Origin of the sequence: Serratia nevei (assembly GCF_024160145.1) — a bacterium.
Taxonomy (GTDB): Bacteria; Pseudomonadota; Gammaproteobacteria; order Enterobacterales; family Enterobacteriaceae; genus Serratia; species Serratia nevei_A.
The window spans coordinates 125,651-149,528 of sequence record NZ_JAMYWQ010000007.1 but is presented as its reverse complement, the minus strand read 5'-3'; the positions used below and the strand labels follow the sequence as shown (position 1 = coordinate 149,528).

Sequence of the window (23,878 nt, the reverse complement as noted above, 5' to 3'; positions counted from 1 at the left end):
CCTCCCGCGCGCTTAGCCGGCGTTCGCATGGATCACGTCGGCGATCAGCTGGTTAACCGGCGCCAGATTCAACGCCAGCGCGTCGCTCTGGTACAGCGGTTTGTCGCGCACCACGTCGGCCAGCACGCGGCCGTCCAGGTTGGCGGTGTCGACGGTCACCAGCGTAGAAAGACCGATGCGCAGCGGATGATCGGCCACCTGCTTGGCGTCGAGCTCAATACGCACCGGCAGACGTTGCACCACCTTGATCCAGTTGCCGGTGGCGTTTTGCGCCGGCAGCAGCGAGAAGGCGCTGCCGGTGCCCATGTCGATACCGGCCACTTTGCCCTGATACACCACGTCGTCGCCGTAGACGTCGCTGACCACCGTCGCCGGCTGGCCGATGCGCATGTTGGCGATCTGGGTTTCCTTGAAGTTGGCGTCAACCCAGATGTGATCGGCCGGCACCACCGCCATCAGCGGCGAACCGGCGGCGATCTGCGCGCCGACCTGCACGCTGCGGCGCGAGACATAGCCGGTGATCGGGCTGATCACTTTGGTACGCTGCAGCGCCAGCCAGGCGTCGCGCATCTGCGCGGCGGCCTGTTGGATCGCCGGCTGCTGTTCCAGCGGGGTGTTCAGCACCATCGCCTGATTGGCGTTGTATTGCTGCACCGCCACTTCCAGCGCGGCCTTGGCGCTGTCGACCGCATCGCGAGCGTGTTGCAGCTCTTCGCGGCCGATGGCGTCAACGCTGCCCAGCACCACGCGGCGCTTCAGATCGTTCTCGGCCTTGCTCAGATCGGTCTTGCGCAGGGCGATGTTGGCCTGATACTGCTTGCTGTTGATGATCAGCTGGTGGGTCTGACGCACGCTATTGGCCAGGCCGGTTTTGGCGCGTTCAAACGCCTGCTCGGCATCGGTCGGATCGAGCGTCAGCAGCACGTCACCCTGCTTGACGTAGTCGGTGTTGTCGAAATTGACGCTGTTCACGCTGCCGGACACCTGGGCCATGATCTGCACCTGGTTGCCGGAGACGTAGGCGTCGTCGGTTTCCTGGTGATGACGCAGCACCAGGAACCAATACACTAAGTAAGCCACCCCAATAACGATGAAAATAACCGTCAGCAACAGCAGCCAAAATTTACGCTGCTTCTTCTTGCCGCTCGGTTGCTGCGGGTTTTGGATTTCCGCGCTTGCGCTCATGGTGTTCTCCAAGCCTTATATTATTATGCTTTCGAATCCGCTGCGGCCGGGGCCTGATAGCCACCGCCCAGCGCGCGGATCAGTCCTATCTTCGCCTGCAGTAAATTGCTGCTGGCATTCAACTCCGCCTGTTGCTGCTGCAATAGCTGCGTCTGGCTGGTCAACAACTCGTCGCGCCCGATAATCCCTGCCTGGTAACGGGCGTTGGCGACCTGGTACACCTGTTGCATCGACTGGGCCGCGGACGCCGCCTGCAGCTGCTGTTGTGCAGAGCTCTGCTGGATGGTGATGGCGTCGGCGGTTTCCTGTACCGCGTTCAGGATGGTTTGGTTATAGGATTCCACCGCTTCGTCATACAGCGCGGACTCCTCGCCCAGCTTGCTGCGCAGTGCCCCGGCGTGGAAGATCGGCAGCGAAATCGCCGGCATCACGTTCCAGGCCTGGCTGGCCGCTTCAAACAGATTCGGGCTGGTGCCACCGGTATTGGTGGTCATCAGGCCGGCGAAGGCTGAAATGGTCAGGCTGGGGTAAAACTCTTTACGCGCGGCGCTGACGCGCTGGCTGTATGACTCCACCAACTGGCGTTGCGCGGCAATGTCCGGGCGTTTGCCCAGCAGATCCGCCGTCAGCTCGCCCTGCGGCGCCATCAGGTTGTCTGCGGGCAGCGGCACCTGCCGCAGGTGCTGCATGGCGTTCGGCCCCTGGCCTGCCAGCGCGGCGAGCTGATGCCTGAGCTGCTGGATCTGCGACTGCAATTGCAGGATCTGCTGCTTGGCGACGTCGGACTGCGCCTGGGTTTGTTGCGGCACGTCGACGCCGGTCAGGCCGGCCTGATAGCGCTGTTGGCGCAGCGCGGTCAGGCGCTCGTTGTTGTTCACTTCCTGTTGCAACAACTTCTCGAGTGCCAGATTGCTCTGCAGCTGGTAGTAGGCGGACGCCACCGAGCTGGTCAGCGTCAGCGCCGCCTGTTCCTGCTCGGCGCGTGCGGCATTGACCTGCGCTTTGGCGGCGTTCACCTGATTGCGGTATTTGCCCCACCAGTCGAACTCGTAAGCCAGGTTCAGCCCCAGCGAGTTGGAGCTTTCGTAGATCGGCTTATGCGGATACCCCAGCCCCATATTGACGTTTTGCGGCACGCGTTGACGCTGGGTGCTGGCATTCAGATCCAGGTTCGGCCCGTTGGCGGCACTGGCTTCACCCACCACGCTCTGCGCTTCGCGCACGCGAGCGGCGGCTTGGCGCAGGGTTGGCGAGCTTTGCAGCGTCTGCGTCATCAAGGCGTCCAGCTGCGGATCCTTGAGGGCGCGCCACCACTGCGGGCTGACGGCCAGCGAGCTGACTTTCGGCTGAGCCAACTGCAGGCTCTGCGGATCCATCAGCGTGGATTGTGGAGCAATATTATCGGTCGAAGCACACCCGGCCAGCAGCAACACGGCGAACAGCGGGGTGAATCTCCAGTTAAATGGGGATCGCATAAGTAGGTACCTGAACAGAAATTGTGAATTAGGGTAACTGTTCTGTGATTTCCATTTGATCAAGACGTGCCAGCAATTTGCGCGTCAGCTGTTCCAGCTGTTTTTGCTCATCGTCGGTCAGCGTGGACCACAGGAAATGCAGACATTGGTGCTGCGGCGGCAGCAGTTGACTGAGAAATTCTTCCCCCTGCGGCGTCAGATGCAGATGCAGGCAGCGGCGATCGTTGTCGCTTTCCCGGCGCTCGATCCAGCCGCGTTTCTCCAGCTCGTCGGCGATGCGGGTCGCATTGGTGCGTGAGGAGCCTAAGGCAGAGCTTAGCTCAGAAGGTTGGATGCTGTGGCTTTCCTGCGCATCCAGGGTAATCAGCGCCATAAACAGTGTTTCGTTAATCCCCTGCGCTTTCAGCATCTTATTGCGGTTTTCCAGCAACTTGCCTTGCATGTGCATACACAGGCGGGTCAGCAGGATTTCCTGATAAGGGAAATCTTTCTGCCGCGTGGCGCGGAAATTCAGCATTTGTTCTATGGGGGCAAACGAGCTTTCCATAATTTAGGGCCTCATTAATTTCGTTCGAGATAGTAACGACGGTGACAAATAATGTAAATGTTCAGCCGTGCGGATAATTTAGCAATTCGTGTCATTTGTCAGTGTTTGTAAAGATGTGACGCATGAAACGCCAAAATGAAGCCAACCGGCCGGGTGCGGCGTCAGCCCGGGCCGAAAAGCATTAACAGCTTTAATGTGATGCCAAAGGCCGTCGCGCCGAGCAGCGTTGACAGAATGATGCTTTTGCTGCGGGAGAAGCACAGCGCCAGCGCGGCGAACCCCACCAACGTCGGCAGCAGCTTGTCCGGCTCGCGCATCACCACCGGCGTGCTGGAGACCACCAGCAGGGCGCAGATCGAAGCGATGCCGATGCTGTCGAGCAGCAGAGCGGCTTTACCGCGTTTGAGGCCGGGCTGGGCGCGCGCCGGCGCCAGCCGCAGCGGCAGATAACGGAACAGGTAATTGGCGCAGCCCACCACCAGGCCGATCGCCAGCACATCAGTGTTCATGGTTGGCCTCCGCAGGGGCGGGCTGGAACAGGGCGGCGACGCAGCCGGCGCCGATGCCGGCCAAAATGGCGACCGGAATGGAGAACAGCACCACGCCGAGCAGCGCGCCGGCCAGCGCGGCGGCGATAGTCAGGCTCTGCGGGCGCCGGAAAGCGGCCAGCAGGAAACTGAGAAACAGCGCCGGCAGCATGAAGGCCAGCGAGGCTTCGATCACCGGGAACTGCTCCAGCGGGCCGTTGCCGAACAGCGCGCCGAGCGCGGTGCCGGCCACCCAGGAGAGCCAGGAACAGAGCGCGATGCCCAGCATCCAGTTTTCGCTCCAGCTGCGGTGGTTGCGCAGCAGTTTGGCGGTGGCGGCGGCGAACACCTCATCGGTCAGGCCAAAGGCCCACAGCGCCGTTTTACCGGGCGACATGCGCGAGACGATGCGGTGGCGCAGCGCCGGGCCGTACAGCAGGTGGCGCACGTCCATCGCCATCACCGTCAACGCGGAGACCCACAGCGACATCCCGGCGCTCAGCAGGGCGGTGATCACGAACTGGCTGGCGCCGGCGTAGATGATGCAGGAAAAGAAAATGCTTTCCAGCGGGGAAAAGCCCAGTTTGACGGCGCTGAGGCCGAAGGCGAACGCCACCGGGACATACCCGATGACGATCGGCAAACTGTCGATGACGCCATTGGCGAAGGTGGCGCTGACGGCGGGCGGATTGAGGCTGTCTGCAGCTTGGCTTTGCATGGTTGTGGGTCGCAGGGTAGATAGGACTTCAATAGTTTATGCCCAGAACATTACCAGAGAGTAAGTAATGTTTATACCCTGCACCGCTAATAAATTTCTTAAGTGACTATTTGCACGATAATCAGATTGTCGCCGGCCCCTGCGGGTCGTGGCGCTTGCCGAGCCACCAGGTCAGCAGGTTGAGCAGGCATAACACTCCACCGGCGGCGGCCACGCCGTACCAGCCGGCATGCTGGTAGGCCGAGGCGGAGAGCAGCGAGCCGAGGGCGCCGCCGATAAAGTAGCTGGTCATGTAGCCGGCGGTCAGGCGGTTGCGTGCGTCCGGCATGATGCGGTACATCACGCTCTGGTTGGTCACGTGTACCGCCTGCACCGCCAGATCGAGGATCAGGATGCCGGCGATCAGCGCCCACAGCGATTGTTTAGCCAACGCGATAGGTATCCAGGACAGCAGCAGCAGCACCAGGCCGACGGTGGTGGTCAACCCGGCCTTGCCCTTGTCCGCCAAATGCCCGGCGCGCGAAGCGGCCAGCGCCCCGGCGGCGCCCACCAGGCCGAACAGCCCGATCACCCCTTCGGAATAGTTGAACGGCGGCGCGGCGAGCAGAAAGGCCATGGAGGTCCAGAGCACGCTGAAGTTGGCGAACGACAGGGCGCCGAGGATGGCGCGGGTGCGCAGCAGCGGCGTGCGGCAAAACAGGCTGAAGATCGAGGCCAGCAGCTGCGGGTAGTTCAGCCCGGAGTGTTGCTTATAGCGCGGCAGCGCGCGCCACAGGATCAGCGCCATCAGGATCATCAGCACGCTGGCGACCCAGTAGATGGTGCGCCAGCCGCCAAACGATGCCAGCGCGCCCGCGACGGTGCGCGCCAGCAGGATGCCGAGCAGCAGGCCGCTCATGATGATGCCGACGGTCTTGCCGCGCTTTTCCGGGTGGGCCAGCGTGGCGGCCAGCGGCACCAGAATCTGCGCCACCACCGAGAACAGCCCGGTGAGCGCGGTGCCGAGGATCATCATCGGCAGCGTGGCGGAGGTGGCGGTGATCAGCATACCGCCGGCGGCCAGCAGCGTCATGAACACGATCAGCCCGCGGCGCTCGAACATATCGCCGAGCGGCACCAGCAGCAGCAGGCCGGTAGCGTAACCGAGCTGCGCGGCGGTAACGATAAAGCCGGCCTGATTGACCGACAGGTTGAAGCCGGTGGCGATGGTTTCCAGCAGCGGCTGCGCGTAATAGTTGCTGGCGACCGCCAGGCCGGTAGCGATGGCGATCAGCACGGTCAGCGCCGGGCTGAGGCCCGGATGGGCGTTTTGTTGGCTCATGGTTTTTTCATCACGGGAAGAAGATGGCGCGCAGTATCCGGCAACGCACGCCGGGAAACCAATGTATAATTTTCATTTTATTTATCTCATTTCAAGATAGATGCCATGAACCTGAAACAGATCCGCTATGCGCTGGCGGTGGCGGAAGAGCTGAACTTTACCCGGGCGGCGCAGCGCTGCCATACGGTGCAGTCGGCGCTGAGCCACCAGATCGCCAAACTGGAAGAAGAGCTGGGCTGCACGCTGTTTGAACGCACTTCGCGTCGGGTGCGGTTGACCCCCGCCGGCCAGGCTTTCATGGCCCCTGCGCAGCGGCTGCTGGCGGCGCAGCAGGCGCTGGTGGAGGAGGTGACGGCGGCCGATGGCGCGGTGTCCGGCACCCTGACTATCGGCACCATTTCAACCATAAACGTGATGGCTCTGACCGAAAGGCTCGACAAGTTTCACCGCCACTATCCGGCGGTGAATATCCGCCTGTACGTCGGCATGAGCGAAGCGTTGCTGGAAGACGTGCGCCAGCAAAAATGCGATATGGCGTTCGTCGGCATCTGGCCGGGTGATGCTGACCTGCTGCCGATGTCGCACCGGCAGTTGGCCGATGAGCCGCTGGTGGCGCTGGTGGCGCCACAGCATCCGCTGGCCGGCCGCGAGCGGGTGAACCTGCAGGCGCTGGCGGAAGTGCCGCTGGTGGATTTCTACAGCGGTACCGGTGCGCGGCGCCAAACCGATCGCGCCTTTCAGGCGGCGGGCATCCGTCGGCACGTCAGTTTTGAAATCGATCATATCGAATGGCTGGAGAATCTGGTGCGGCGCGGGCTGGCGGCGGGCATCGTACCGATCTCGACCGCGCAGCGGTTAAGCGCGCTGGTGTCGATTCCGATTGAAGACGGGCCGCGGCGCCAGGTGTATTGCATTTGGCCGCAGCCCATGTCGACTATCGCCGAACGCTTCTTGCATTTCAGCGGCATCGATATGGCGGGGTAGGGGCGCGGCCAAGGCGGCGCCCCTGAGCGGTTACGGCTTCGCCGCTTCGGCGGCGGTTTTCACCCAGCCGTCGAAGGTGGCCTGGTGCGCCTTGATCCAACCGTTGACGTGGTTCTGGATGTCGGCTTCCGAAGCCTGGCCTTCATGCATGCGCAGGTTTTGCGCGTTGATGTCGGCGATCGGCAGCTTCATGATGGCGAACAGCTTGGCGGCCGCCGGATTGGCTTCGGCCCACTGTTTGTTGGCGGCGATGCGCATGATGTTGACCGGGAAGCCGTAGTTGGCGCCGTTAGGCAACTGGGTGTCGACGTTCTTCTGCTCGCCCGGCAGGGAGGAGAACGGCACCTGCAGCCAGACCACGTCGCGGCCCGGCACCATCACATCGCTGACCCAGTACGGTGTCCAGGTGTAATACAGCACCGGTTTGCCCTCTTTGTAGCGGGTGAGGGTGTCGGCGATCATCGCCGCGTAGTTGCCCTGATTGTGTTCGACGGTGTTGCTCAGGCCGTAGGCCTTGATGTGGTGGTTAATCACCGCTTCGCAGCCCCAGCCCGGGGTGCAGCCGGTCAGATCGGCCTTGCCGTCGCCGTTGGTGTCGAACAGCCTGGCGATCTTGGGATCCTTGAGCTGCTCGACGTTGGTGATGTGGTACTGCTCGGCGGTTTTCTTGTCGATCAGGTAGCCCTGCGCGGCGCCGTTGACGTAGACGCCTTCGCGGTAGAACTTGGCGTCGCCGCCGGCGGCCTGGTACTGATCGGCGTGCAGCGGATCCCAGTTGACCGCGATAAAGGTCGCGTCGCCGGAGGCGATCGAGGTGTAGGCGACGTTGTAATCCACTTCTCGCGGTTCCTTCACGTCGTAACCCAATTTTTCCAGCGCCTTGCTGACCAGCAGCGTCTGGAACGTCTCTTCGGAAATGGTGCTTTGCACCGGCTGTACCGCGATCCCCTTGCCGGGTAAATCTGCCGCGCTCACGCTGTGTGAGCCAATCAGCGTCGTCAGGGCGAGAGCCCAGATGCCCGTGGTGCGCATAGTGTTTCCCCTCTTTCGATGTGGTGGTGTCATCGCCCGCCGGGGCCGCAGCCGCCGGCTGGCAAAGCGTCAGGCTTGTTTGATGAACGGGCGAGTCAGCAGCCCGATGGGGCCGCGGCGATACCAGCGGCCGAGGCCTTTGCTGCGGCGATCGCGCCCCAGCGATTGGGTGAGGCGATCGAGAATGATCGCCAGGATCACGATGCCGACCCCGCCGACGGCGGCCAGGCCCATGTCCAGCCGGCCGATGCCGCGCAGCACCATTTGGCCCAGGCCGCCGACGGCGATCATCGAGGCAATGACGACCATCGACAGCGCCAACATCAGCGTCTGGTTCACGCCGGCCATGATGGTCGGCATCGCCAGCGGCAACTGCACCTTGAACAGCAGCTGGCGCGGGCTGGCGCCGAAGGATTCGGCGGCTTCGATCAGATCCTCCGGCACCTGCTTGATGCCGAGAAGGGTCAGACGCACGATCGGCGGCAGCGCGAAGATGATGGTCACCACCACGCCCGGCACGTTGCCGATGCCGAACAGCATGACGATCGGCACCAGGTAGACGAAGGCCGGGGTGGTCTGCATGGCGTCGAGCAGCGGTCTAATCACCCTGGCGGCATGCTTGCTGCGTGCCAGCCAGATGCCGAGCGGCAGGCCGATAAGAATGCAGAAGAACAGCGCGGTCAGCACCAGCGCCAGCGTGACCATCGCCTGCGACCAGGCACCGATGGCGCCGATGGCGATCAGGGAGAGCAGCGTGGCGGCGCCCATGCCGAGGCCCGAGACCTGCCAGGCGAGCAGCGAGAACACCAGGATAGCGATCGGCGCCGGCATGCCCAGCAGCAGTTGCTGAAAGCCGTTCAGGATCATGTCCACCGGCACGCGGATGCCCTGGAACAGCGGGCGGAAATGCAGCACCAGCCAGTCGATGCCTTGCGTGACCCAGGCGTCGAACGGCACCCAGGCTTTGTGGAACGGATCGAGCAGGCTGAAGTGCTCCGGCTGCGCCGGGGCGCTGCTGAGCCAATCGGCGCCTGACGCGGCGGCGTCATGGGTAGCTGGCGCGCTGGACCAGGCGTCGCCGGCGTTGGCGGCGGCATCGTTTGCGGGTGCGGTGCCGGTATCGACCGGTGCGGTAGCCCAGGGATCTTGGGTTTGCGTGGTATCACTCATTGGCGGAGCCCTCCTTGTCCAACGCCTGCAGCAGCATGGCCTTGGAGATGATGCCGAGATAGTGATGTTCTTCGCACACCACCGGCACCGCGCACGGCGCCTGGGCGACCAGGGAGATCAGATCGCTGAGCGGCGTGTCGGCCGGTACGGCGGCGGGGGCCTCGAGCAGGGCATCGTCCAGCGTTTGATTGGCGGACAGCGCCTTTTTCAGCGACTCTATCGACACTACGCCGATAAATTTCTTCCCGCGTTCAACCACATAACCATAATCACGGTCCTCATCGCGCAGCAGCTGCAGCGCCGATCGGGGGCCAAAGCCGGGGGTTTTGCGGATCAGCGCCACCGGGCGCCGTTGGGCGATATCCTTGGCGCTGAACACATGACTGATGTCCACACCGCGGAAGAAGGTGCGCACATAGTCGTTGGCCGGGTTATTCAGGATCTCGTCCGGCGTACCGACCTGGATCACCTCGCCGCCCTGCATGATGGCGATGCGATCGCCGATGCGCATCGCTTCGTCCAGATCGTGGGAAATAAACACGATGGTGCGCTGATGCTGGGCCTGTAATTTCACCAGCTCATCCTGCATTTCGGTGCGAATTAACGGATCGAGCGCCGAGAAGGCCTCGTCCATCAATAATATATCCGGGTTATTGGCCAGGGCGCGGGCTAATCCCACGCGCTGGCGCATACCGCCGGATAATTCATCCGGATAAGACAGCGCATAATTCTCCAGCCCAACCTGGCGCAGGGCGTCCAGCGCTTTTTCCTGGCGCTCCTGCAGCGGTGTGCCGATTAATTCCATACCGAAGGCGGTATTATTCAGGACATTCATGTGCGGCATCAGCGCGAATGATTGAAATACCATGCTGATCTTATTTCGCCGCACGGCGCGCAGCGCGGTGTCGGATATTTTGGCGATGTCCTCACCGTCGATCAGCACCTGGCCGCGGGTGGGTTCTATCAGACGATTGAGAAGGCGTACCAGGGTGGACTTGCCGGAACCGGAGAGCCCCATGATGACAAATATCTCGCCTTCTTCAATGGCCAGAGTGGCGTCTTTTACGCCGAGCGATAAGCCGGTTTTTTCAAACAGCCGATCTTTTGTCAGACCTTTATCCAGCAGTTTGAATGCGCGTTCCGGATGTTCGCCAAATATCTTATACAGGTTCTTTACTTCGAGTTTAATTGCCATGCAATTTGCTGTTTCCTCTGGTTTAATTAAAACGATATGAGCTGTCCCTAGCGAAATAAAAGAGCTTTTTACCCTAACACAGTGAATATCTGAGACAACCCTGAATGTCGTTTAAATGGGATATTAGTGGTTTACATCAAGGTTTTAATTAGTTATGGTATTTTGGCCCATGAATCAAAATAGGCAGCCGTTATTCGCCATCATGGATTGATGTTGGAGAAATAACGCAGCTGCATATTTCAACGCCTGGCCTGCAATCTGGACAATAAAAAACCCGACCAGAGGCCGGGCAAAAGTCATCAGTATTTCATCAGTTTTAACGACAGGTGCCGATATCGAGGGGGATATCGTCGGGCGCTATGTTATCGCCGCAATATGACAGCCAGATGGCAGCCTCAGGCCTTGCGATACAGCCGCCGCGGATGGCCGATATTGCCGTACAGCATCTCCACCCGCACGAACTGGGTAGCGACGCAGTATTCCAGATAACGGCGGGCGGTGGTCTTGCTGATACCGACCTGCTCAACCACGTCTTCCACCGCATGCGCCACCGCCGGCTGGGCGATAAACAGCGCCTGCACCAGCTCGAGGGTATTGGTTTCGATGCCTTTGGCGCTCGGCTCGCTGGAGAACTGCTTCGACTGCAGGTTGTACAGCGCATCGACGTTGTCCTGATCGATAATCTTGAAGGTGCGCTGGGTCTGCACAAACTGCATGAAGCGTTCGAGCGAATTGCGCAGCCGCTTGTAGGACACCGGCTTGATGATGTAGTCGAAGGCGCCGTTGCGGATCGCCTGGCTGCAGGTATGCATGTCGCTGGCGGCGGTGATGAAGATCACCGAACAGGCAGGGTTCTTCACCGCCGGTTCTTCCATCAGCTCGATGCCCTGGCCGTCCGGCAGAAAGTTATCCAGCAGGATCAGCCGCGGCTGATGCGCATTGGCTTTGGCCCGCGCTTCTGCCAGCGTGGCGGCGTAGGCCACCACCCGCAGGTTGAAATTTTTTTCGATGAACTCCGCGTGCAGCGTCGCCAGTTGCGGCTCGTCTTCCACGATCAGAACGTCCAGTGCTTGGTGTGACATAATCGGGTGCTCAAAAAATCGGGTTATGGGTTTTATTTAGGGATAAATATAGAGAATATCGCGCCGTGCGGCTCGTTGTCCGACACTTCTATGCTGCCGTGCGCCTGCGCCACGTGGCTGGCGACCAGATGCAGGCCGATGCCGTGGTCGCTTTTATCCGCTTTGGTGGTGACGCCCTGTTCAAACAGCGTATCACGGATCTCCTCGGCGATGCCGGTGCCGCGATCTGCCACCTCGATCACCAGCTCGTCGCTGCCGTCGCTGATATAAAGCTCGATCGCGTCGTGCGGGGCCGGGCTGTGCAGCGTCGCCTCCACCGCATTATCCAGCAGGTTGCCGACGATCGACATCAGTTCGGTCTCATTCAGCGCCGCCGGGATCTGCCGCAGCTGGCAGGCCGGATCGAAGCGCAGCTCGATGCCTTTTTCCTTGGCGCTGGAGTATTTACCCAGCAGCAGGCCGCACAGCGCCGCCGAACTGAAGCGCTGCGAGATGAAATCGAGGATCTCCTGCGCACCCTCCGACTGAGCTTCCACGTAGCGGATGGCCTCGTCGTAGCGCTGCATATGCAGCAGCCCGGCCAGCGTGGCGGTCCAGTTCAGCTGCTCGTGGCGCATGATGCGCAGGTTGTCGGCATAGCGTTTCACCTGGCTGAGCTGGCTGCTCAGGGTATTGATATCGTTCTTGTCGCGGAAGCTGATCACCCAGCCTTGCAGCTCCTGCTCCTGCATGATGCGCACCCGGCTGGCGATCACCCGCACATGGTTGAAGCGGCACACCTCGTCGTGCGTATCCTGGCCCAGCTGTGCGGCGCCGAAGAAGTTCGGCTGCGCCTGGATCACCTCGCCGATCGGCCGACCGAGCAAGCCGGCGGCGGGCTGGTGCAGATCCAGCAGCGCGCGCGCCGCATGGTTGATGGTGATGATCCGCAACTGCGGATCGATGGCGATCACCCCTTCATAGATGGCTTCCAGCAGCGCCTTTTGCTGGCGCACCAGCAGCGCTATCTCTTTCGGCTCCAGCCAGAACATCTGGCGCTTGAGGTTTTTCGACAGCAGCCAGGAAAAGACGAACAGGGCGATCAGCAGCAGGACGATGGAGCCGATAATTTGCGTCAGCGTCCTGGCGTTTAAATTATCGATATGCGATTTCAAATAGCCGACGGAGACGATGCCGATCACGCGATTATTTTCATCCACGATCGGCGCCTTGCTGCGCAATGAAACGCCAATGCCGCCCTTGCGAATGGAAATAATGCTTTTGCCTTCCAGCACCTCTTTATTATCGCCGCCGATCATCGGCGTGCCCAGGCGGCCTTCATATTCGGAATGATAAAGGTGGCGGGCATGATTATCGCCGATGACGATATAACTGGCGTCGCTACTGGCGCGGATTTTTTTCATCAGGGCGGCAATTTTGGCGGCGTCGTTGTTTTCCACCGCGTCCACCAGCGAAGGAATGAGAGCGATTTCCCGCGCCTGCACCTGAGCGCGGGCGCCGAGATCGCGGTGCAGCTGCGCATCCAGCTGGTAATAGGTGTAGGCGCCGATGCAGGTCAGCAGCAGGCAGGAGAAGGCCACCAGGCACAGAAACAGCTTGATTTGAAATGAGAGTTTGAGACGCATGGCGGTGCTTCACCGTAAAGAGATCCTGAAGCCTTACCCTATCACGAGAAGCGGGGTCTGTAATATTGCGCCCGATCAACTTGTGATCCCTCACACGGGATTAGAGTGAAGCGATCGAAAAGGGTTGGTCTGCGATAAAGTTGATAAGCTTTAAAATAAAAGCGCCATTAACACCATTAAAACCACGCCGGTTTTTACATAATCTTAATTAACCCCATAGAAACCATAACCACCATTAAAAACCCTTTTTAACTTTGAACATAATCACAGCAGATAATCCGTGCGCTTCTCTATGATGGCTGAACAAACTAATAAGAGGCCAGATTATGAGCACAACAGATGATTCTTACCTCGTAGCCAAAGACAAGGCCGCCGATATTCCTCTGCGTGAGAAATGGTGGCGGATACTGGACAATTATAAAGTAGGGATTATTCCGTTACCGTTCTTTATTCTGGCCGGCGTATTGATTCTGCTCGACTGCCTGGAAGGCAAATTGCCGAGCGATATCGTGGTGATGGTGGCTACCTTAGCGTTCTTCGGTTTCGCCTGCGGCGAATTCGGCAAGCGCCTGCCGCTGATCGGCAAAATGGGCGCGGCGGCGATCTGCGCCACCTTCATTCCTTCCGCGCTGGTGCACTACGGCCTGCTGCCGGACGTAGTGGTGGAGTCGACCACCAAGTTCTACAAATCGACCAACATTCTTTATCTTTACATCTGCTGCATCATCGTCGGCAGCATCATGAGCATGAACCGCCAGGTGCTGATCCAGGGGTTCCTGCGCATCTTTATTCCGATGCTGTGCGGCGAGATCGTCGGCATGCTGGTGGGGATGGGCGTCGGCATGGCGCTGGGCCTGGAGCCGTTCCAGATCTTCTTCTTCCTGATCCTGCCGATCATGGCCGGCGGCGTGGGTGAAGGGGCGATCCCGCTGTCGATGGGCTACGCGGCGATCCTGCATATGGAGCAGGGCGTGGCGTTGGGGCGCATTCTGCCGATCGTGATGCTCGGCAGCCTGACCGCCATCGTCATCGCCGGCCTGCTCAACCAGCTGGGCAAGCGTTATCCGCACCTGACCGGCGAAGGCAGCCTGATGCCGAGCAAGCAGGGCGACAGCGACATGGACGCGGTGGAAAAAATCAGCGGCAAGGTGGACGTCAGCACCATCGCCTGTGGCGCGCTGCTGGCCATCCTGCTGTATATGGTGGGTATGCTGCTGCACCGCCTGATCGGTCTGCCGGCGCCGGTGGGCATGCTGTTCGCCGCCGTGGCGGTGAAGCTGGCGCACGGGGTGTCGCCGCGTATTCAGGAAGGTTCGCAGGTGGTGTACAAATTCTTCCGCACCGCCGTGACCTATCCGATCCTGTTCGCGGTCGGGGTGGCCATTACGCCGTGGCAGGAGCTGGTGGACGCGTTCACCGTACAGAATCTGATCGTGATCGTCACGACCGTCAGCGCGCTGGTGGCGACCGGTTTCTTCGTCGGCAAGAAAATCGGCATGCACCCTATCGACGTGGCGATCGTCTCCTGCTGCCAGAGCGGACAGGGCGGCACCGGCGACGTCGCGATCCTCACCGCCGGCAACCGCATGTCGCTGATGCCGTTCGCCCAGATCGCCACCCGGATCGGGGGCGCTATCAACGTCTCGCTGTCGCTGCTGGTGTTGGCCAAGTTCTTCGTATAACTCCTATAAATCCTTAGCGTTACTTTGCCTTTCCCCGCCCCCGCGGGGATTTTTTTGCCCGCGCGTCGGCCGTACGCGCGGGCAGGGATAATACCGGTTACGCTGCCTGTTTCATGGCGGTGTCGTACCAGGTGAAGTAGCGCTCTACGCCGCGGCGGCCGGATTCGATCAGCGCGCGTTTCTTCTCCTCGCTGATGCCGAATTCCAGCGTGCCGACGTCGAGCGTGTCAACATACACGGTGCGCTTCCAGTCATCGCTGTCCAGGTGCACCTTGGTTTGGATGTCCAGCATCACGTTGGCCACCGCCAGGGTGAAATCGAACAGGTTGTTGACCTGCGTGCGCGGTCCGGCCTGGCCGGCGGCCTGGGCGATTTCGCCGGCGGAGTCCAGGCGAAGGCCCAGGGTGCGGGTGTTGATACGCTGGCTGGAACTGTCGATATAAGGTGGCGTCGCGGAAAAGTCATAGTCGAACAGCCGCACCGGGTAGTTGTCGATCATGCCGCCGTCGATGCACAGGTCACCCAGGGTATTGTTCTTCGCCACGAAGGCGAACGGGAACGACATCGAAATGCGCAGGCCGTCCGCCACTTTCATGCGCGGCGTGGTGCGATGCGAATAGACCTCGCGCTGGCCGCTGTTGAGGTTGGCGCCGATAAAGTAAATCGACTTGAACCCTTTCGCCGCTTTCATCGCTTCGAACTGCTCGAAGGTAATATCCGGCTTGCCGGTATATTGCTTGATAATATCGCGCGACCATTGGTAGAAATAATCGCCGGGCGCGATGCCGTATTGATTGAACAGGCGATAGGCGTCCTGGAGCGTACCGAAAAAGCCGCCGTTATAATCGAGGAATTTTTTAAAATCCATCGCCGACAGAATTTTGGTGACGTCTGCCGAGCTGCAGCCCAGGCCGACCAGCAGCGCGGCGATGGCGCCCGCCGAGGCGCCGGAGGTTTGCTTGATCTGCGGCATGATGCCTTTGGCTTCCAGCAATTCCAGCGCGCCGCCATAGGCGATGCCTTTTACGCCGCCGCCTTCAAAGACCAGGTTTTCGAATTGATAGTTCATGATATTTCCTTACTCGTGGTTTAGGGAGTAAGAAAAATAACCAAGTGGCGAGCGAGAAAATATGGATTGGGGTTGTGTGGCTCGGCAAACAAAATTATTCATAATAAATATATTATTTATATATTTATCAAAGGAATTTATTAAACAGGCGCATCGGGCTTTTTGCGTCAATACTTAGCGCTGTCCAATTCTCGCAAGGAGTCATCATGTTCTGGAAACGTTGTCTGCTGGGCGCGGCGCTGGCCGTTATGTCATTACAGGCTGGCGCCGCCGCGCCGCAGGCCAAAACCCCGACGCCGGGATTTTACCGCATCATGCTGGGCAGCTTTGAAGTGACCGCGTTGTCCGACGGCGTCATTCGCTTGCCGGCGGACAAGCTGTTGCTGAACACCACGCCGCAGCAGATCGCCGCTGGGTTGGCCGAACGGCATCAAAGCCTGCCGGTGGTGACCTCGGTCAATGCCTATCTGATCAATACCGGCGACAAGCTGGTGATGGTCGACAGCGGTGCCGGCCAGTTGCTGGGGGACGGCCTGGGCAAGCTGGTGGATAACCTGCGTGCGGCGGGCTACCAGCCGGAGCAGGTGGATGAGATCTACCTGACCCACATGCACCCGGATCACCTCGGCGGCTTGACGCGCGACGGCAAGGCGGTATTCCCCAATGCGGTGGTGCGCGCCGCCAGCCAGGACGCGGACTTCTGGCTGAGCGCCGACCAGCTGAAACGGGCCAACGCGGAAAATAAAAGCAACTTCGAAAGAGCCCAGGCGGCGATCAAGCCTTACCAGGCGGCCGGCCACTTTAAGCCGTTCAACGGCGACGGCGAGCTTTCGCCGGGCATCGCCGCCTTTGCCGCCCACGGGCATACGCCGGGTCACAGCGTCTATCAGGTGACGAGCCAGGGCAACAAGCTGCTGCTGCTGGGGGATCTGATCCACGTAGCGGCGGTGCAGATGCCGCATCCGAAGGTGGCTATCAGCTTTGACAGCGACGCCAAGGCGGCGGTCGCTCAGCGGCTGCGGGTGTTCGGCGACAGCGCACGGCAGAGTGAGCTGGTGGGCGGCGCGCACCTGTCGTTCCCCGGATTGGGCTACCTGAACCGCCAGGGCGAAGGGTACAACTGGGTGCCGCTGAATTACGGCGCGCTGTAACGGCGATGGCCGCCCGTTGGGCGGCCATCGCACGAGCCCAGACGCATTGTTCGATAATTTGGGATTATGATGCCAGAGAATCGGGGCTTATTCGCCGTGATAAAGAGTGCATGATTAACGTCATGCCTGTTGTTTTCTTTAAGGAGCTCCCGATGAACCAGAAAACTCACTCCGTCGCCATCGTCACCGGCGCATCGCGCGGCATCGGCGCCGCTATCGCCGAGCGTCTGGCCGCCGACGGCTTTACCGTCATCATCAACTATTCAGGCAATCCGGCGCCGGCCGATGAACTGGTGCGCAAGATAGAACAGGCGGGCGGCCGCGCGCGCGGCGCCAAAGCCGACGTCAGCGATGCGGTCGCGGTCGCCCGCCTGTTCGACAGCGCCGAACAGGCGTTTGGCGGCATCGACGTGCTGGTCAACAACGCCGGGGTGATCGCGCTGGCGCCGGTGGCGGATATGCGCGATGAAGACGCGGATCGCCTGATCGACATCAACCTGAAAGGCAGCTTCAACACCATGCGTGAAGCGGCGAAGCGCCTGCGCGACAATGGCCGCATCATCAACTTCTCCTCCAGCGTGGTAGGGCTGCTGCAGCCGGGGTACGGCATGTATGCCGCCAGCAAGGCGGCGATCGAGGCGTTGACCAGCGTGCTGGCAAAAGAGCTGCGCGGCCGCAATATCACGGTGAACGCCGTCGCGCCGGGGCCGACCGCCACCGGCTTGTTCCTCGACGGTAAAACCCCGGAGCTTATCGAGCGGCTGGCGAAGATGGCGCCGCTGGAGCGCCTGGGCACGCCGGAAGATATCGCCGCGGCGGTGGCCTTCCTCGCCGGGGCCGACGGCGGCTGGATCAACGGACAAACCCTGCGCGCCAACGGCGGCATCATCTGATTGACGACGCGCCGTCGCAGGATCGGGTATCCTGTGGCGGCACACATCATATCAAGGGCGGTTTATGGCGGGCGACAATCAGCAATCCCGGCACGGCGTGAGATCGCCCTGCGTCAGCCTGTGCCGCATCGACGACGAAACCCGGCGGTGCCGGGGATGCCGGCGCACGCGGGCGGAGATCGCCATCTGGCGGCGGCTTGAGCTGCGTCAGTGGGTGAAATAATCCCCAGCATTATTGCGCTGCCAGACTTCATGTAGCACAATTGAGCTACATGTGATTGACCGACGTTGGGAGCGATTATGTCGACGACGACCATCCGTATTCCAGATGAGCTTAAAGCCCGAGTTGCTGCCGTCGCCGAGCAGGCTGGCGTGACGTCTCACAGCTTTATTTTGCAGGCCATAGCGGAGAAAACGCAGCAAGAAGAGCTGCGCCGCGACTTTGAGAATGAAGCGGAAAAACGCTATGCCAAGATCATTGCGACGGGAGAGACTGTCTCTTGGAAAGAGATACGCGGTTATTTGGAAAATTACGCAGCGGGTAACACTGACGCTGTTAAACCTCCGGTTAAAAAATTGGGGCGCTGATGGCAAATATCGAGTTGGCGCCAGAGGTCAGGGATGATATCGAACGTATTCTCGCTCATTTGGCTCAGCATGGTGCCGCGGATTCAGGACGGCGCATTCAGGAAATCATCCAGGCGATTGCGGTATTGGAACATAATCCATTAATCGGACGAGCCCTTGGCGCAGGGCTGCGTGAATTGATTATTGGGCAGCAAGCGCACGGTTATTTGGCGCTCTACAAATATATCCCTGATATCGATACGGCGTTTGTTCTGGCGATCCGTAGTCAGAAAGAACAAGGGTATTGAATGCACGATACCGGCCTGAAAGACCGGTATCGTTGTCATGCCGTCAGAAATCCCAGTCCTCATCCTCGGTGTTGACCGCCTTGCCGATGACGTAAGACGAACCGGAGCCGGAGAAGAAGTCGTGGTTTTCATCGGCGTTCGGCGACAATGCCGATAGGATAGCCGGGTTGACCTCCGCCATCGCCGGCGGGAACAGCGCCTCATACCCCAGATTCATCAGCGCCTTGTTGGCGTTGTAGTGCAGGAAGGTTTTCACGTCTTCCGTCCAGCCGACGCCGTCGTACAGCTCCTCGGTGTAGCGCACCTCGTTGTCGTACAGATCCTGCAGCAGATCGAAGGCGAAGTTTTTCACCTGTTGGCGCCGCGCGGCGTCCACCTTCTCCAGCCCTTTCTGGAACTTATAGCCGATGTAGTAGCCGTGCACCGCTTCGTCGCGAATGATCAGGCGGATCAGATCGGCGGTGTTGGTCAGCTTGGCGCGGCTTGACCAGTACATCGGCAGGTAAAAGCCCGAATAGAACAGGAACGACTCGAGGAACACGCTGGCGACCTTCTTCAGCAGCGGATCGTCGCTGCGATAGTGCGCCAGAATGATGCCGGCTTTCTTCTGCAGCGCGCGGTTTTCCTCGCTCCAGCGGTAGGCGTCGTCCACGTCCGGCGTTTGGCACAGGGTGGAGAAGATTGAGCTGTATGAGCGGGCGTGCACCGCCTCCATAAAGCTGATGTTGGAGTACACCGCTTCTTCGTGCGGCGTCAGCGCATCGGCGATCAGGGCCGGGGCGCCGACGGTGTTCTGGAGGGTGTCCAGCAGCGTCAGCCCGGTGAACACCCGAATGGTCAGCTGCTGCTCCTTCGGTGTCAGCGTGGCCCAAGAGGGGATATCGTTGGACAACGGCACCTTCTCCGGCAGCCAAAAGTTGGAGGTCAGGCGGTTCCACACCTCCAGATCCTTGTCGTCTTCGATGATGTTCCAGTTGATGGCGCGCACCAGCGGCGCCGATGTTACGGTCGTCATAAGTTGCCTCACAGCGAGCAGGACACGCAGCCCTGCACCTCGGTGCCTTCCAGCGCCATCTGGCGCAGGCGGATGTAGTAGATGGTCTTGATGCCTTTGCGCCAGGCGTAGATCTGCGCGCGGTTGATATCGCGGGTGGTGGCGGTATCGCGGAAGAACAGCGTCAGCGACAGCCCCTGATCGACGTGTTGCGTCGCGGCGGCATAGGTATCGATGATTTTTTCCGGGCCAATTTCGTAGGCATCCTGGTAATACGCCAGGTTGTCGTTGGTCATGTACGGTGCCGGGTAGTAAACGCGGCCGATCTTGCCTTCCTTGCGGATTTCGATGCGTGAAACGATCGGATGGATGCTGGAGGTGGCGTTGTTGATGTACGAAATCGAACCGGTCGGCGGCACCGCCTGCAGGTTCTGGTTGTACAGCCCATGCATCATCACTGACTGACGCAGCGCGCGCCACTCGTCGCGGCCCGGAATGGCGATGCCGGCGGCGGCGAACAGCTCGCGCACCCGCTCGGTCTGCGGCAGCCAGTCGCGCTCGGTGTACTTGTCGAAGTATTCGCCGCTGGCGTAGCGGGAGTGCTCGAAGCCGTCGAACGCGCCGCCGCGCTCGATCGCCAGCCGATTAGAGGCGCGGAGGGCGTGATAGGCCACGGTATAGAAATAGAGATTGGTGAAGTCGATGCCTTCTTCCGAGCCGTAGAAGATGCGCTCGCGCGCCAGGTAACCGTGCAGATTCATCTGGCCCAGACCGATGGCGCGGGCGCTGCGGTTGCCTTCGGCGATCGAGGGCACCGAGCGGATATCGCTCATGTCGGCCACCGCGGTCAGCGCGCGGATCGCGGTCTCGATCGCCTTGCCGAAGTCCGGCGCATCCATGGTTTTGGCGATATTCAGCGAACCGAGGTTGCAGGAGATGTCCTTGCCGATGCGATCGTAGCTCAGATCCTCGTGATACGTGCTGGCGCGGTTGACCTGCAGGATCTCCGAACACAGGTTGCTCATGTTGATGCGCCCGGCGATCGGATTTTCCCGGTTGACGGTGTCCTCGAACATCACGTACGGGTAGCCGGATTCGAACTGGATCTCCGCCAGCACCTGGAAGAACTCACGTGCGTTGATGCGCGACTTGCGGATGCGCTTGTCGTCCACCATCTCGCGGTACTTCTCGCTGACGGCAATCTCCGAAAACGGCACGCCATACACCCGTTCGACGTGGTAGGGCGAAAACAGGTACATCTCTTCGTTGTTCTTCGCCAGTTCGAAGGTGATATCCGGGATCACCACCCCCAGCGACAGCGTTTTGATGCGGATCTTCTCGTCGGCGTTTTCCCGCTTGGTGTCGAGGAAACGCAGAATGTCCGGGTGGTGGGCATTGAGATACACCGCGCCGGCCCCCTGGCGCGCGCCGAGCTGGTTGGCGTAGGAGAAGGCGTCTTCGAGCATTTTCATGATCGGAATGACGCCGGAGGACTGGTTCTCGATGCGCTTGATTGGCGCGCCCACCTCGCGAATATTGCTCAGCAGGAAGGCCACGCCGCCGCCGCGTTTCGACAACTGCAGCGCGGAGTTCACCGCCCGCCCGATCGATTCCATATTGTCTTCGATACGCAGCAGGAAGCAGGAGACCAGCTCGCCGCGCTGGCGTTTGCCGCAGTTGAGGAAGGTTGGGGTGGCCGGCTGGAAGCGGCCCGACATCATCTCCTCCACCAGATCCTGCGCCAGCCCGGTGTCGCCTGCCGCCAGCGTCAATGCCACCATGCATACCCGATCTTCGTAGCGCTCCAGATAGCGTTTGCCGTCGAAGGTTTTCAGCGTATAGCTGGTGTAGTACTTAAAGGCGCCGAGGAAGGTCTCGAAGCGGAATTTTTTGGCGTAGGCCTGCTGGAACAGCTGCTTGATAAACGGGAATTGGTACTGCGCCAGCACCTGCGGCTCGTAGTAGCCTTCCTCCACCAGATAGCGCAGCTTTTCCTCCAGGTTGTGGAAGAATACGGTGTTTTGGTTGACGTGCTGCAGGAAGTAGTGCCGCGCCGCCAGCCGATCCTTATCGAACTGGATCCGGCCTTCCGCATCGTAAAGATTGAGCATCGCGTTGAGCGAATGGTAATCCTGCGCGCCCGTCTCGGGCCTGGTCAGTTCTGTCGTTGCCAAAATGCGGTTACTCCCTGTCGAACGTTTTCAACGTCTTGCGCGGTGCCGAGTAGCTCGAAGCGGTACAAGAAAGGCACCTGGCATTTTTTGGCGATGATGTCGCCGGCGATGCCGTACGCTGCGCCGAAGTTGGTGTTCCCGGCGGCGATGACGCCGCGCAGGTATGAACGGTTTTGCGGAACGTTGAGAAAGCGGATCACCTGGATCGGCACCGCGCCGACGGCGCTGCCGCCGCCATAGCTGGGCACGATCAAGATATAGGGTTGCTCCATCAGCAGCTTGCTGCGGGCGCCGGCGATCGGAATGCGGATCGCCGGCAGGCCCAGTTTCTCAACGAACCGGTGGGTGTTCTCCGAGCTGCTGGAGAAATAGACCAGCGGATTCATCGGCGGGCCTCAGCAGGCGAGCGCCAGCGCGCCGATCTTGTCCGGCCGGAAACCGGACCAGTGATCGTCACCGGCGACAATCACCGGAACTTGCTGATAACCAAGGGACTTAACGTGGTTCAGCGCTTGCTGATCCTGGGTGAGATCGATCACCTGATAATCAATCCCCTGCTGGTCAAATGCGCGATAGGTGGCGTTGCACTGGACACAGTCCGGCTTGCTGTAAATAATAATGCTCATGATTCGCATTTACCTTTAGGCTGAAGGAAAGGCGGACAAGTCAGATAACGGAGCATCGTTCCTGGCGTTTCTGACGGCGTTATCAACCGAACGACATTCCCTGCGGCTGACCCATAAAATACTATATGTTGATATTTATTTTATCAACCACGCTATATATGGTGTTTTGTCGGGGTGAGGGTGCAAGCCGCGCCGCGGCTGGAAAAAGCGAGGCAAAAATTTTTTGATCGCGCAGGTTTGGGCCGAAACTTGCCGCTTACCCGCGATGTGCCCCCTCCAGGCGTGGTGCGTGGTGCCAGAAAAGTACCCTGCGTCGAATGTGCGGCGCTGCTATTGGCTTTTTTAATTATTATCGAAGTAACGTTATTTTTAATATCAATGATCATGGTATTTTATTTATCCTGGAAATAATCTCTATTTCTTAAATGCATTATATAAATATTCCTTGGCGACTCATGGCCCGGTCTGTTTTTTTACCTGGCTTGATTTGGCTTCACTGGTTTGATTTTAATATGTTTTATCTATATTTATTTTTTTATTTTAAAATCAGTGTGGAATATATTTTTATTTGCACTAAGGTTAGTGCGAGGGTTTTTTATCAAGATTCTCAGATTAATTTAATTCTATTTGAAACATGAAAAAAGGAGTATTTTATGTCCAAAGAAGCGATTAAAAATCATCATATTACTGCGATTCATCATCATGAAGCGGCAAAGAAACATGAAGAGGCTGCTATTCACCATAAACATTTGGCCCTGCGCCATCAGTCCGCCGTGCATGCGCACGAGCATTCGCATGAAGGTGTTATTTCTGAACTGAAGGGGGAATGGAAAAAGCACCTGGAAGAATCGCATCATAAGGCGGATGAAGCGCATAAGGCATCCGCGCGAGCACATAAAAAGACTGAGGAATCAGTCAAGTAATTCATTATATGGCTCGAGCTATGTCTGACGGTCATCTTTTTATCCTGGTGTCTGTCAGACAGTGCCTGGTTATACCGCAGTTATTTGCCTGTCTCTTAATAGAGGCAGGCAATGTCGCTATTTCTTTTGGGAGGCCAATTACTGGCGCATGCTGACGGCCAGTCGGTTGAAGGCGTTCATGATGCTGATGGCGAAGGTCAGATCGGCGATCTCGGTATCGCTGAAGTGCGCCTTCAGCGCTGCGAAAGCGCTGTCCGGCGCGCCGGTGGCGGCGATCAGCGTAACCGACTCGGCCCACTCCAGCGCCGCGCGTTCACGCTCGCTGAATTCATGGCTGACGCGCCAGCCCGCCAACGTATCGAGTTTGGCGTGGCTGAAGCCGCTTTCGCGCAGCGCTTTGCCGTGCATGTCCAGGCAGTAGGCGCAGCCGTTGATCTGCGATACGCGCATAAACATCAACTCGATGGTGGCCTTGTCCAGGGTGCCTTTCTCCAGCGCCATCAGCGCGCTCACCATATTTTTGTACGGGGCGGGCGCCAGCTCGGCATAGTTCAAACGTGGCTTAATCATGGTCAACCTCAATTGGTAGGTAACGAAATCATGACGCTACTGTAGCGGCCTTATGGTCTA

At 59.5% G+C, this 23,878-nt stretch carries 26 protein-coding genes; 9 read left to right on the top strand and 17 right to left on the bottom strand.

The window, feature by feature from the left end:
* Positions 1-12 precede the first annotated feature (12 nt).
* From emrA to M6G53_RS07835, 6 genes are all read right to left on the bottom strand, one after another.
* Positions 13-1,185, bottom strand: a complete 1,173-nt coding sequence (emrA, locus tag M6G53_RS07860) for a multidrug efflux MFS transporter periplasmic adaptor subunit EmrA (protein ID WP_033649764.1) — start codon at positions 1,183-1,185, stop codon at positions 13-15.
* A gap of 23 nt (positions 1,186-1,208) precedes the next feature.
* Positions 1,209-2,660, bottom strand: a complete 1,452-nt coding sequence (locus M6G53_RS07855) for an efflux transporter outer membrane subunit (protein ID WP_253330307.1) — start codon at positions 2,658-2,660, stop codon at positions 1,209-1,211.
* A 28-nt stretch (positions 2,661-2,688) separates the two neighbouring features.
* Complete coding sequence (gene mprA, locus M6G53_RS07850; protein ID WP_004928879.1) at positions 2,689-3,207, bottom strand: transcriptional repressor MprA; 519 nt, start codon at positions 3,205-3,207, stop codon at positions 2,689-2,691.
* 161 nt (positions 3,208-3,368) lie between these two features.
* A complete protein-coding gene (ygaH, locus tag M6G53_RS07845; protein ID WP_253330305.1) occupies positions 3,369-3,716 on the bottom strand; it encodes an L-valine transporter subunit YgaH in 348 nt (115 codons plus the stop codon).
* The gene (locus M6G53_RS07840) at positions 3,706-4,452 is read right to left on the bottom strand and encodes an AzlC family ABC transporter permease (protein WP_253330303.1); all 747 of its coding nucleotides are present in this window, start codon (positions 4,450-4,452) and stop codon (positions 3,706-3,708) included. Before M6G53_RS07840 ends, ygaH begins: the two co-directional genes overlap by 11 nt.
* Positions 4,453-4,573: 121 nt before the next feature.
* Positions 4,574-5,773, bottom strand: a complete 1,200-nt coding sequence (locus tag M6G53_RS07835; protein ID WP_253330301.1) for an MFS transporter — start codon at positions 5,771-5,773, stop codon at positions 4,574-4,576.
* Positions 5,774-5,878: 105 nt separating this feature from the next.
* Here M6G53_RS07835 and M6G53_RS07830 point away from each other — a divergent pair, with 105 nt between their 5' ends.
* Positions 5,879-6,757 carry a LysR family transcriptional regulator gene (locus tag M6G53_RS07830; protein WP_064291384.1) on the top strand — a complete coding sequence of 293 codons (879 nt, stop codon included), beginning with the start codon at positions 5,879-5,881 and terminating at the stop codon, positions 6,755-6,757.
* Between the two features lie 30 nt (positions 6,758-6,787).
* Here the strand turns inward: M6G53_RS07830 and proX are convergent, their stop codons facing one another.
* The 5 genes from proX to M6G53_RS07805 form a co-directional block, all read right to left on the bottom strand.
* Complete coding sequence (gene proX / locus M6G53_RS07825; RefSeq protein WP_253330299.1) at positions 6,788-7,789, bottom strand: glycine betaine/L-proline ABC transporter substrate-binding protein ProX; 1,002 nt, start codon at positions 7,787-7,789, stop codon at positions 6,788-6,790.
* A gap of 69 nt (positions 7,790-7,858) precedes the next feature.
* Positions 7,859-8,959: a glycine betaine/L-proline ABC transporter permease ProW gene (gene proW, locus M6G53_RS07820; RefSeq protein WP_253330297.1), complete on the bottom strand. Its 1,101-nt coding sequence runs from the start codon at positions 8,957-8,959 to the stop codon at positions 7,859-7,861.
* The gene (proV, locus tag M6G53_RS07815) at positions 8,952-10,154 is read right to left on the bottom strand and encodes a glycine betaine/L-proline ABC transporter ATP-binding protein ProV (protein WP_253330295.1); all 1,203 of its coding nucleotides are present in this window, start codon (positions 10,152-10,154) and stop codon (positions 8,952-8,954) included. The genes proW and proV overlap by 8 nt, the downstream gene beginning before the upstream one ends.
* A gap of 395 nt (positions 10,155-10,549) precedes the next feature.
* Positions 10,550-11,236, bottom strand: a complete 687-nt coding sequence (locus M6G53_RS07810) for a response regulator (RefSeq protein WP_033635694.1) — start codon at positions 11,234-11,236, stop codon at positions 10,550-10,552.
* Positions 11,237-11,268: 32 nt separating this feature from the next.
* Positions 11,269-12,861, bottom strand: coding sequence for an ATP-binding protein (locus M6G53_RS07805; protein ID WP_253330293.1), 1,593 nt, complete (start codon positions 12,859-12,861; stop codon positions 11,269-11,271).
* Positions 12,862-13,187: 326 nt separating this feature from the next.
* Between M6G53_RS07805 and M6G53_RS07800 the strand changes: the two genes are divergently transcribed.
* Complete coding sequence (locus M6G53_RS07800) at positions 13,188-14,543, top strand: 2-hydroxycarboxylate transporter family protein (RefSeq protein WP_253330291.1); 1,356 nt, start codon at positions 13,188-13,190, stop codon at positions 14,541-14,543.
* A gap of 97 nt (positions 14,544-14,640) precedes the next feature.
* On the opposite strand, the gene M6G53_RS07795 is transcribed toward M6G53_RS07800, so the two are convergent.
* Positions 14,641-15,612, bottom strand: a complete 972-nt coding sequence (locus M6G53_RS07795) for a patatin-like phospholipase family protein (protein ID WP_253330289.1) — start codon at positions 15,610-15,612, stop codon at positions 14,641-14,643.
* 206 nt (positions 15,613-15,818) lie between these two features.
* Here M6G53_RS07795 and M6G53_RS07790 point away from each other — a divergent pair, with 206 nt between their 5' ends.
* The 5 genes from M6G53_RS07790 (at position 15,819) to M6G53_RS07770 (ending at position 18,531) form a co-directional block, all read left to right on the top strand.
* Positions 15,819-16,763, top strand: a complete 945-nt coding sequence (locus tag M6G53_RS07790; protein ID WP_253330287.1) for an MBL fold metallo-hydrolase — start codon at positions 15,819-15,821, stop codon at positions 16,761-16,763.
* A 152-nt stretch (positions 16,764-16,915) separates the two neighbouring features.
* Positions 16,916-17,656, top strand: coding sequence for an SDR family oxidoreductase (locus tag M6G53_RS07785; RefSeq protein WP_253330279.1), 741 nt, complete (start codon positions 16,916-16,918; stop codon positions 17,654-17,656).
* Positions 17,657-17,720: 64 nt separating this feature from the next.
* Positions 17,721-17,879 carry a DUF1289 domain-containing protein gene (locus M6G53_RS07780; protein ID WP_253330277.1) on the top strand — a complete coding sequence of 53 codons (159 nt, stop codon included), beginning with the start codon at positions 17,721-17,723 and terminating at the stop codon, positions 17,877-17,879.
* Positions 17,880-17,956: 77 nt separating this feature from the next.
* Positions 17,957-18,244 (top strand): CopG family ribbon-helix-helix protein, encoded by a 288-nt coding sequence (locus tag M6G53_RS07775; protein WP_253330275.1) that lies wholly within the window; start codon positions 17,957-17,959, stop codon positions 18,242-18,244.
* Positions 18,244-18,531, top strand: a complete 288-nt coding sequence (locus M6G53_RS07770) for a type II toxin-antitoxin system RelE/ParE family toxin (RefSeq protein ID WP_253330273.1) — start codon at positions 18,244-18,246, stop codon at positions 18,529-18,531. Before M6G53_RS07775 ends, M6G53_RS07770 begins: the two co-directional genes overlap by 1 nt.
* Before the next feature lie 43 nt (positions 18,532-18,574).
* Here the strand turns inward: M6G53_RS07770 and nrdF are convergent, their stop codons facing one another.
* The 4 genes from nrdF to nrdH are packed head-to-tail and all read right to left on the bottom strand — an operon-like array spanning position 18,575 to position 22,325.
* Positions 18,575-19,546 (bottom strand): class 1b ribonucleoside-diphosphate reductase subunit beta, encoded by a 972-nt coding sequence (gene nrdF, locus M6G53_RS07765; RefSeq protein ID WP_253330271.1) that lies wholly within the window; start codon positions 19,544-19,546, stop codon positions 18,575-18,577.
* A gap of 8 nt (positions 19,547-19,554) precedes the next feature.
* Positions 19,555-21,699 carry a class 1b ribonucleoside-diphosphate reductase subunit alpha gene (nrdE, locus tag M6G53_RS07760; protein ID WP_301286155.1) on the bottom strand — a complete coding sequence of 715 codons (2,145 nt, stop codon included), beginning with the start codon at positions 21,697-21,699 and terminating at the stop codon, positions 19,555-19,557.
* Entirely contained in the window at positions 21,681-22,085 is a 405-nt protein-coding gene (gene nrdI / locus M6G53_RS07755; RefSeq protein ID WP_015378865.1) for a class Ib ribonucleoside-diphosphate reductase assembly flavoprotein NrdI, read from the bottom strand. The genes nrdE and nrdI overlap by 19 nt, the downstream gene beginning before the upstream one ends.
* A gap of 9 nt (positions 22,086-22,094) precedes the next feature.
* Positions 22,095-22,325, bottom strand: a complete 231-nt coding sequence (nrdH, locus tag M6G53_RS07750; protein WP_253330269.1) for a glutaredoxin-like protein NrdH — start codon at positions 22,323-22,325, stop codon at positions 22,095-22,097.
* A 180-nt stretch (positions 22,326-22,505) separates the two neighbouring features.
* On the opposite strand from nrdH, the gene M6G53_RS07745 reads away from it, so the two are divergent.
* Positions 22,506-22,736 (top strand): hypothetical protein, encoded by a 231-nt coding sequence (locus M6G53_RS07745; protein WP_253330266.1) that lies wholly within the window; start codon positions 22,506-22,508, stop codon positions 22,734-22,736.
* A 242-nt stretch (positions 22,737-22,978) separates the two neighbouring features.
* Positions 22,979-23,248 (top strand): hypothetical protein, encoded by a 270-nt coding sequence (locus M6G53_RS07740; RefSeq protein WP_253330264.1) that lies wholly within the window; start codon positions 22,979-22,981, stop codon positions 23,246-23,248.
* Between the two features lie 138 nt (positions 23,249-23,386).
* Here M6G53_RS07740 and M6G53_RS07735 read toward each other — a convergent pair whose 3' ends face one another.
* The gene (locus tag M6G53_RS07735; protein WP_253330262.1) at positions 23,387-23,818 is read right to left on the bottom strand and encodes a carboxymuconolactone decarboxylase family protein; all 432 of its coding nucleotides are present in this window, start codon (positions 23,816-23,818) and stop codon (positions 23,387-23,389) included.
* Positions 23,819-23,878 lie beyond the last annotated feature (60 nt).

Excerpts from the sequence above, each read along its gene's own strand:
- emrA (WP_033649764.1), bottom strand. The coding sequence starts at position 1,185 with ATGAGCGCAAGCGCGGAAATCCAAAACCCGCAGCAACCGAGCGGCAAG.
- M6G53_RS07855 (WP_253330307.1), bottom strand. The coding sequence starts at position 2,660 with ATGCGATCCCCATTTAACTGGAGATTCACCCCGCTGTTCGCCGTGTTG.
- mprA (WP_004928879.1), bottom strand. The coding sequence starts at position 3,207 with ATGGAAAGCTCGTTTGCCCCCATAGAACAAATGCTGAATTTCCGCGCC.
- ygaH (WP_253330305.1), bottom strand. The coding sequence starts at position 3,716 with ATGAACACTGATGTGCTGGCGATCGGCCTGGTGGTGGGCTGCGCCAAT.
- M6G53_RS07840 (WP_253330303.1), bottom strand. The coding sequence starts at position 4,452 with ATGCAAAGCCAAGCTGCAGACAGCCTCAATCCGCCCGCCGTCAGCGCC.
- M6G53_RS07835 (WP_253330301.1), bottom strand. The coding sequence starts at position 5,773 with ATGAGCCAACAAAACGCCCATCCGGGCCTCAGCCCGGCGCTGACCGTG.
- M6G53_RS07830 (WP_064291384.1), top strand. The coding sequence starts at position 5,879 with ATGAACCTGAAACAGATCCGCTATGCGCTGGCGGTGGCGGAAGAGCTG.
- proX (WP_253330299.1), bottom strand. The coding sequence starts at position 7,789 with ATGCGCACCACGGGCATCTGGGCTCTCGCCCTGACGACGCTGATTGGC.
- proW (WP_253330297.1), bottom strand. The coding sequence starts at position 8,959 with ATGAGTGATACCACGCAAACCCAAGATCCCTGGGCTACCGCACCGGTC.
- proV (WP_253330295.1), bottom strand. The coding sequence starts at position 10,154 with ATGGCAATTAAACTCGAAGTAAAGAACCTGTATAAGATATTTGGCGAA.
- M6G53_RS07810 (WP_033635694.1), bottom strand. The coding sequence starts at position 11,236 with ATGTCACACCAAGCACTGGACGTTCTGATCGTGGAAGACGAGCCGCAA.
- M6G53_RS07805 (WP_253330293.1), bottom strand. The coding sequence starts at position 12,861 with ATGCGTCTCAAACTCTCATTTCAAATCAAGCTGTTTCTGTGCCTGGTG.
- M6G53_RS07800 (WP_253330291.1), top strand. The coding sequence starts at position 13,188 with ATGAGCACAACAGATGATTCTTACCTCGTAGCCAAAGACAAGGCCGCC.
- M6G53_RS07795 (WP_253330289.1), bottom strand. The coding sequence starts at position 15,612 with ATGAACTATCAATTCGAAAACCTGGTCTTTGAAGGCGGCGGCGTAAAA.
- M6G53_RS07790 (WP_253330287.1), top strand. The coding sequence starts at position 15,819 with ATGTTCTGGAAACGTTGTCTGCTGGGCGCGGCGCTGGCCGTTATGTCA.
- M6G53_RS07785 (WP_253330279.1), top strand. The coding sequence starts at position 16,916 with ATGAACCAGAAAACTCACTCCGTCGCCATCGTCACCGGCGCATCGCGC.
- M6G53_RS07780 (WP_253330277.1), top strand. The coding sequence starts at position 17,721 with ATGGCGGGCGACAATCAGCAATCCCGGCACGGCGTGAGATCGCCCTGC.
- M6G53_RS07775 (WP_253330275.1), top strand. The coding sequence starts at position 17,957 with ATGTCGACGACGACCATCCGTATTCCAGATGAGCTTAAAGCCCGAGTT.
- M6G53_RS07770 (WP_253330273.1), top strand. The coding sequence starts at position 18,244 with ATGGCAAATATCGAGTTGGCGCCAGAGGTCAGGGATGATATCGAACGT.
- nrdF (WP_253330271.1), bottom strand. The coding sequence starts at position 19,546 with ATGACGACCGTAACATCGGCGCCGCTGGTGCGCGCCATCAACTGGAAC.
- nrdI (WP_015378865.1), bottom strand. The coding sequence starts at position 22,085 with ATGAATCCGCTGGTCTATTTCTCCAGCAGCTCGGAGAACACCCACCGG.
- nrdH (WP_253330269.1), bottom strand. The coding sequence starts at position 22,325 with ATGAGCATTATTATTTACAGCAAGCCGGACTGTGTCCAGTGCAACGCC.
- M6G53_RS07740 (WP_253330264.1), top strand. The coding sequence starts at position 22,979 with ATGTCCAAAGAAGCGATTAAAAATCATCATATTACTGCGATTCATCAT.
- M6G53_RS07735 (WP_253330262.1), bottom strand. The coding sequence starts at position 23,818 with ATGATTAAGCCACGTTTGAACTATGCCGAGCTGGCGCCCGCCCCGTAC.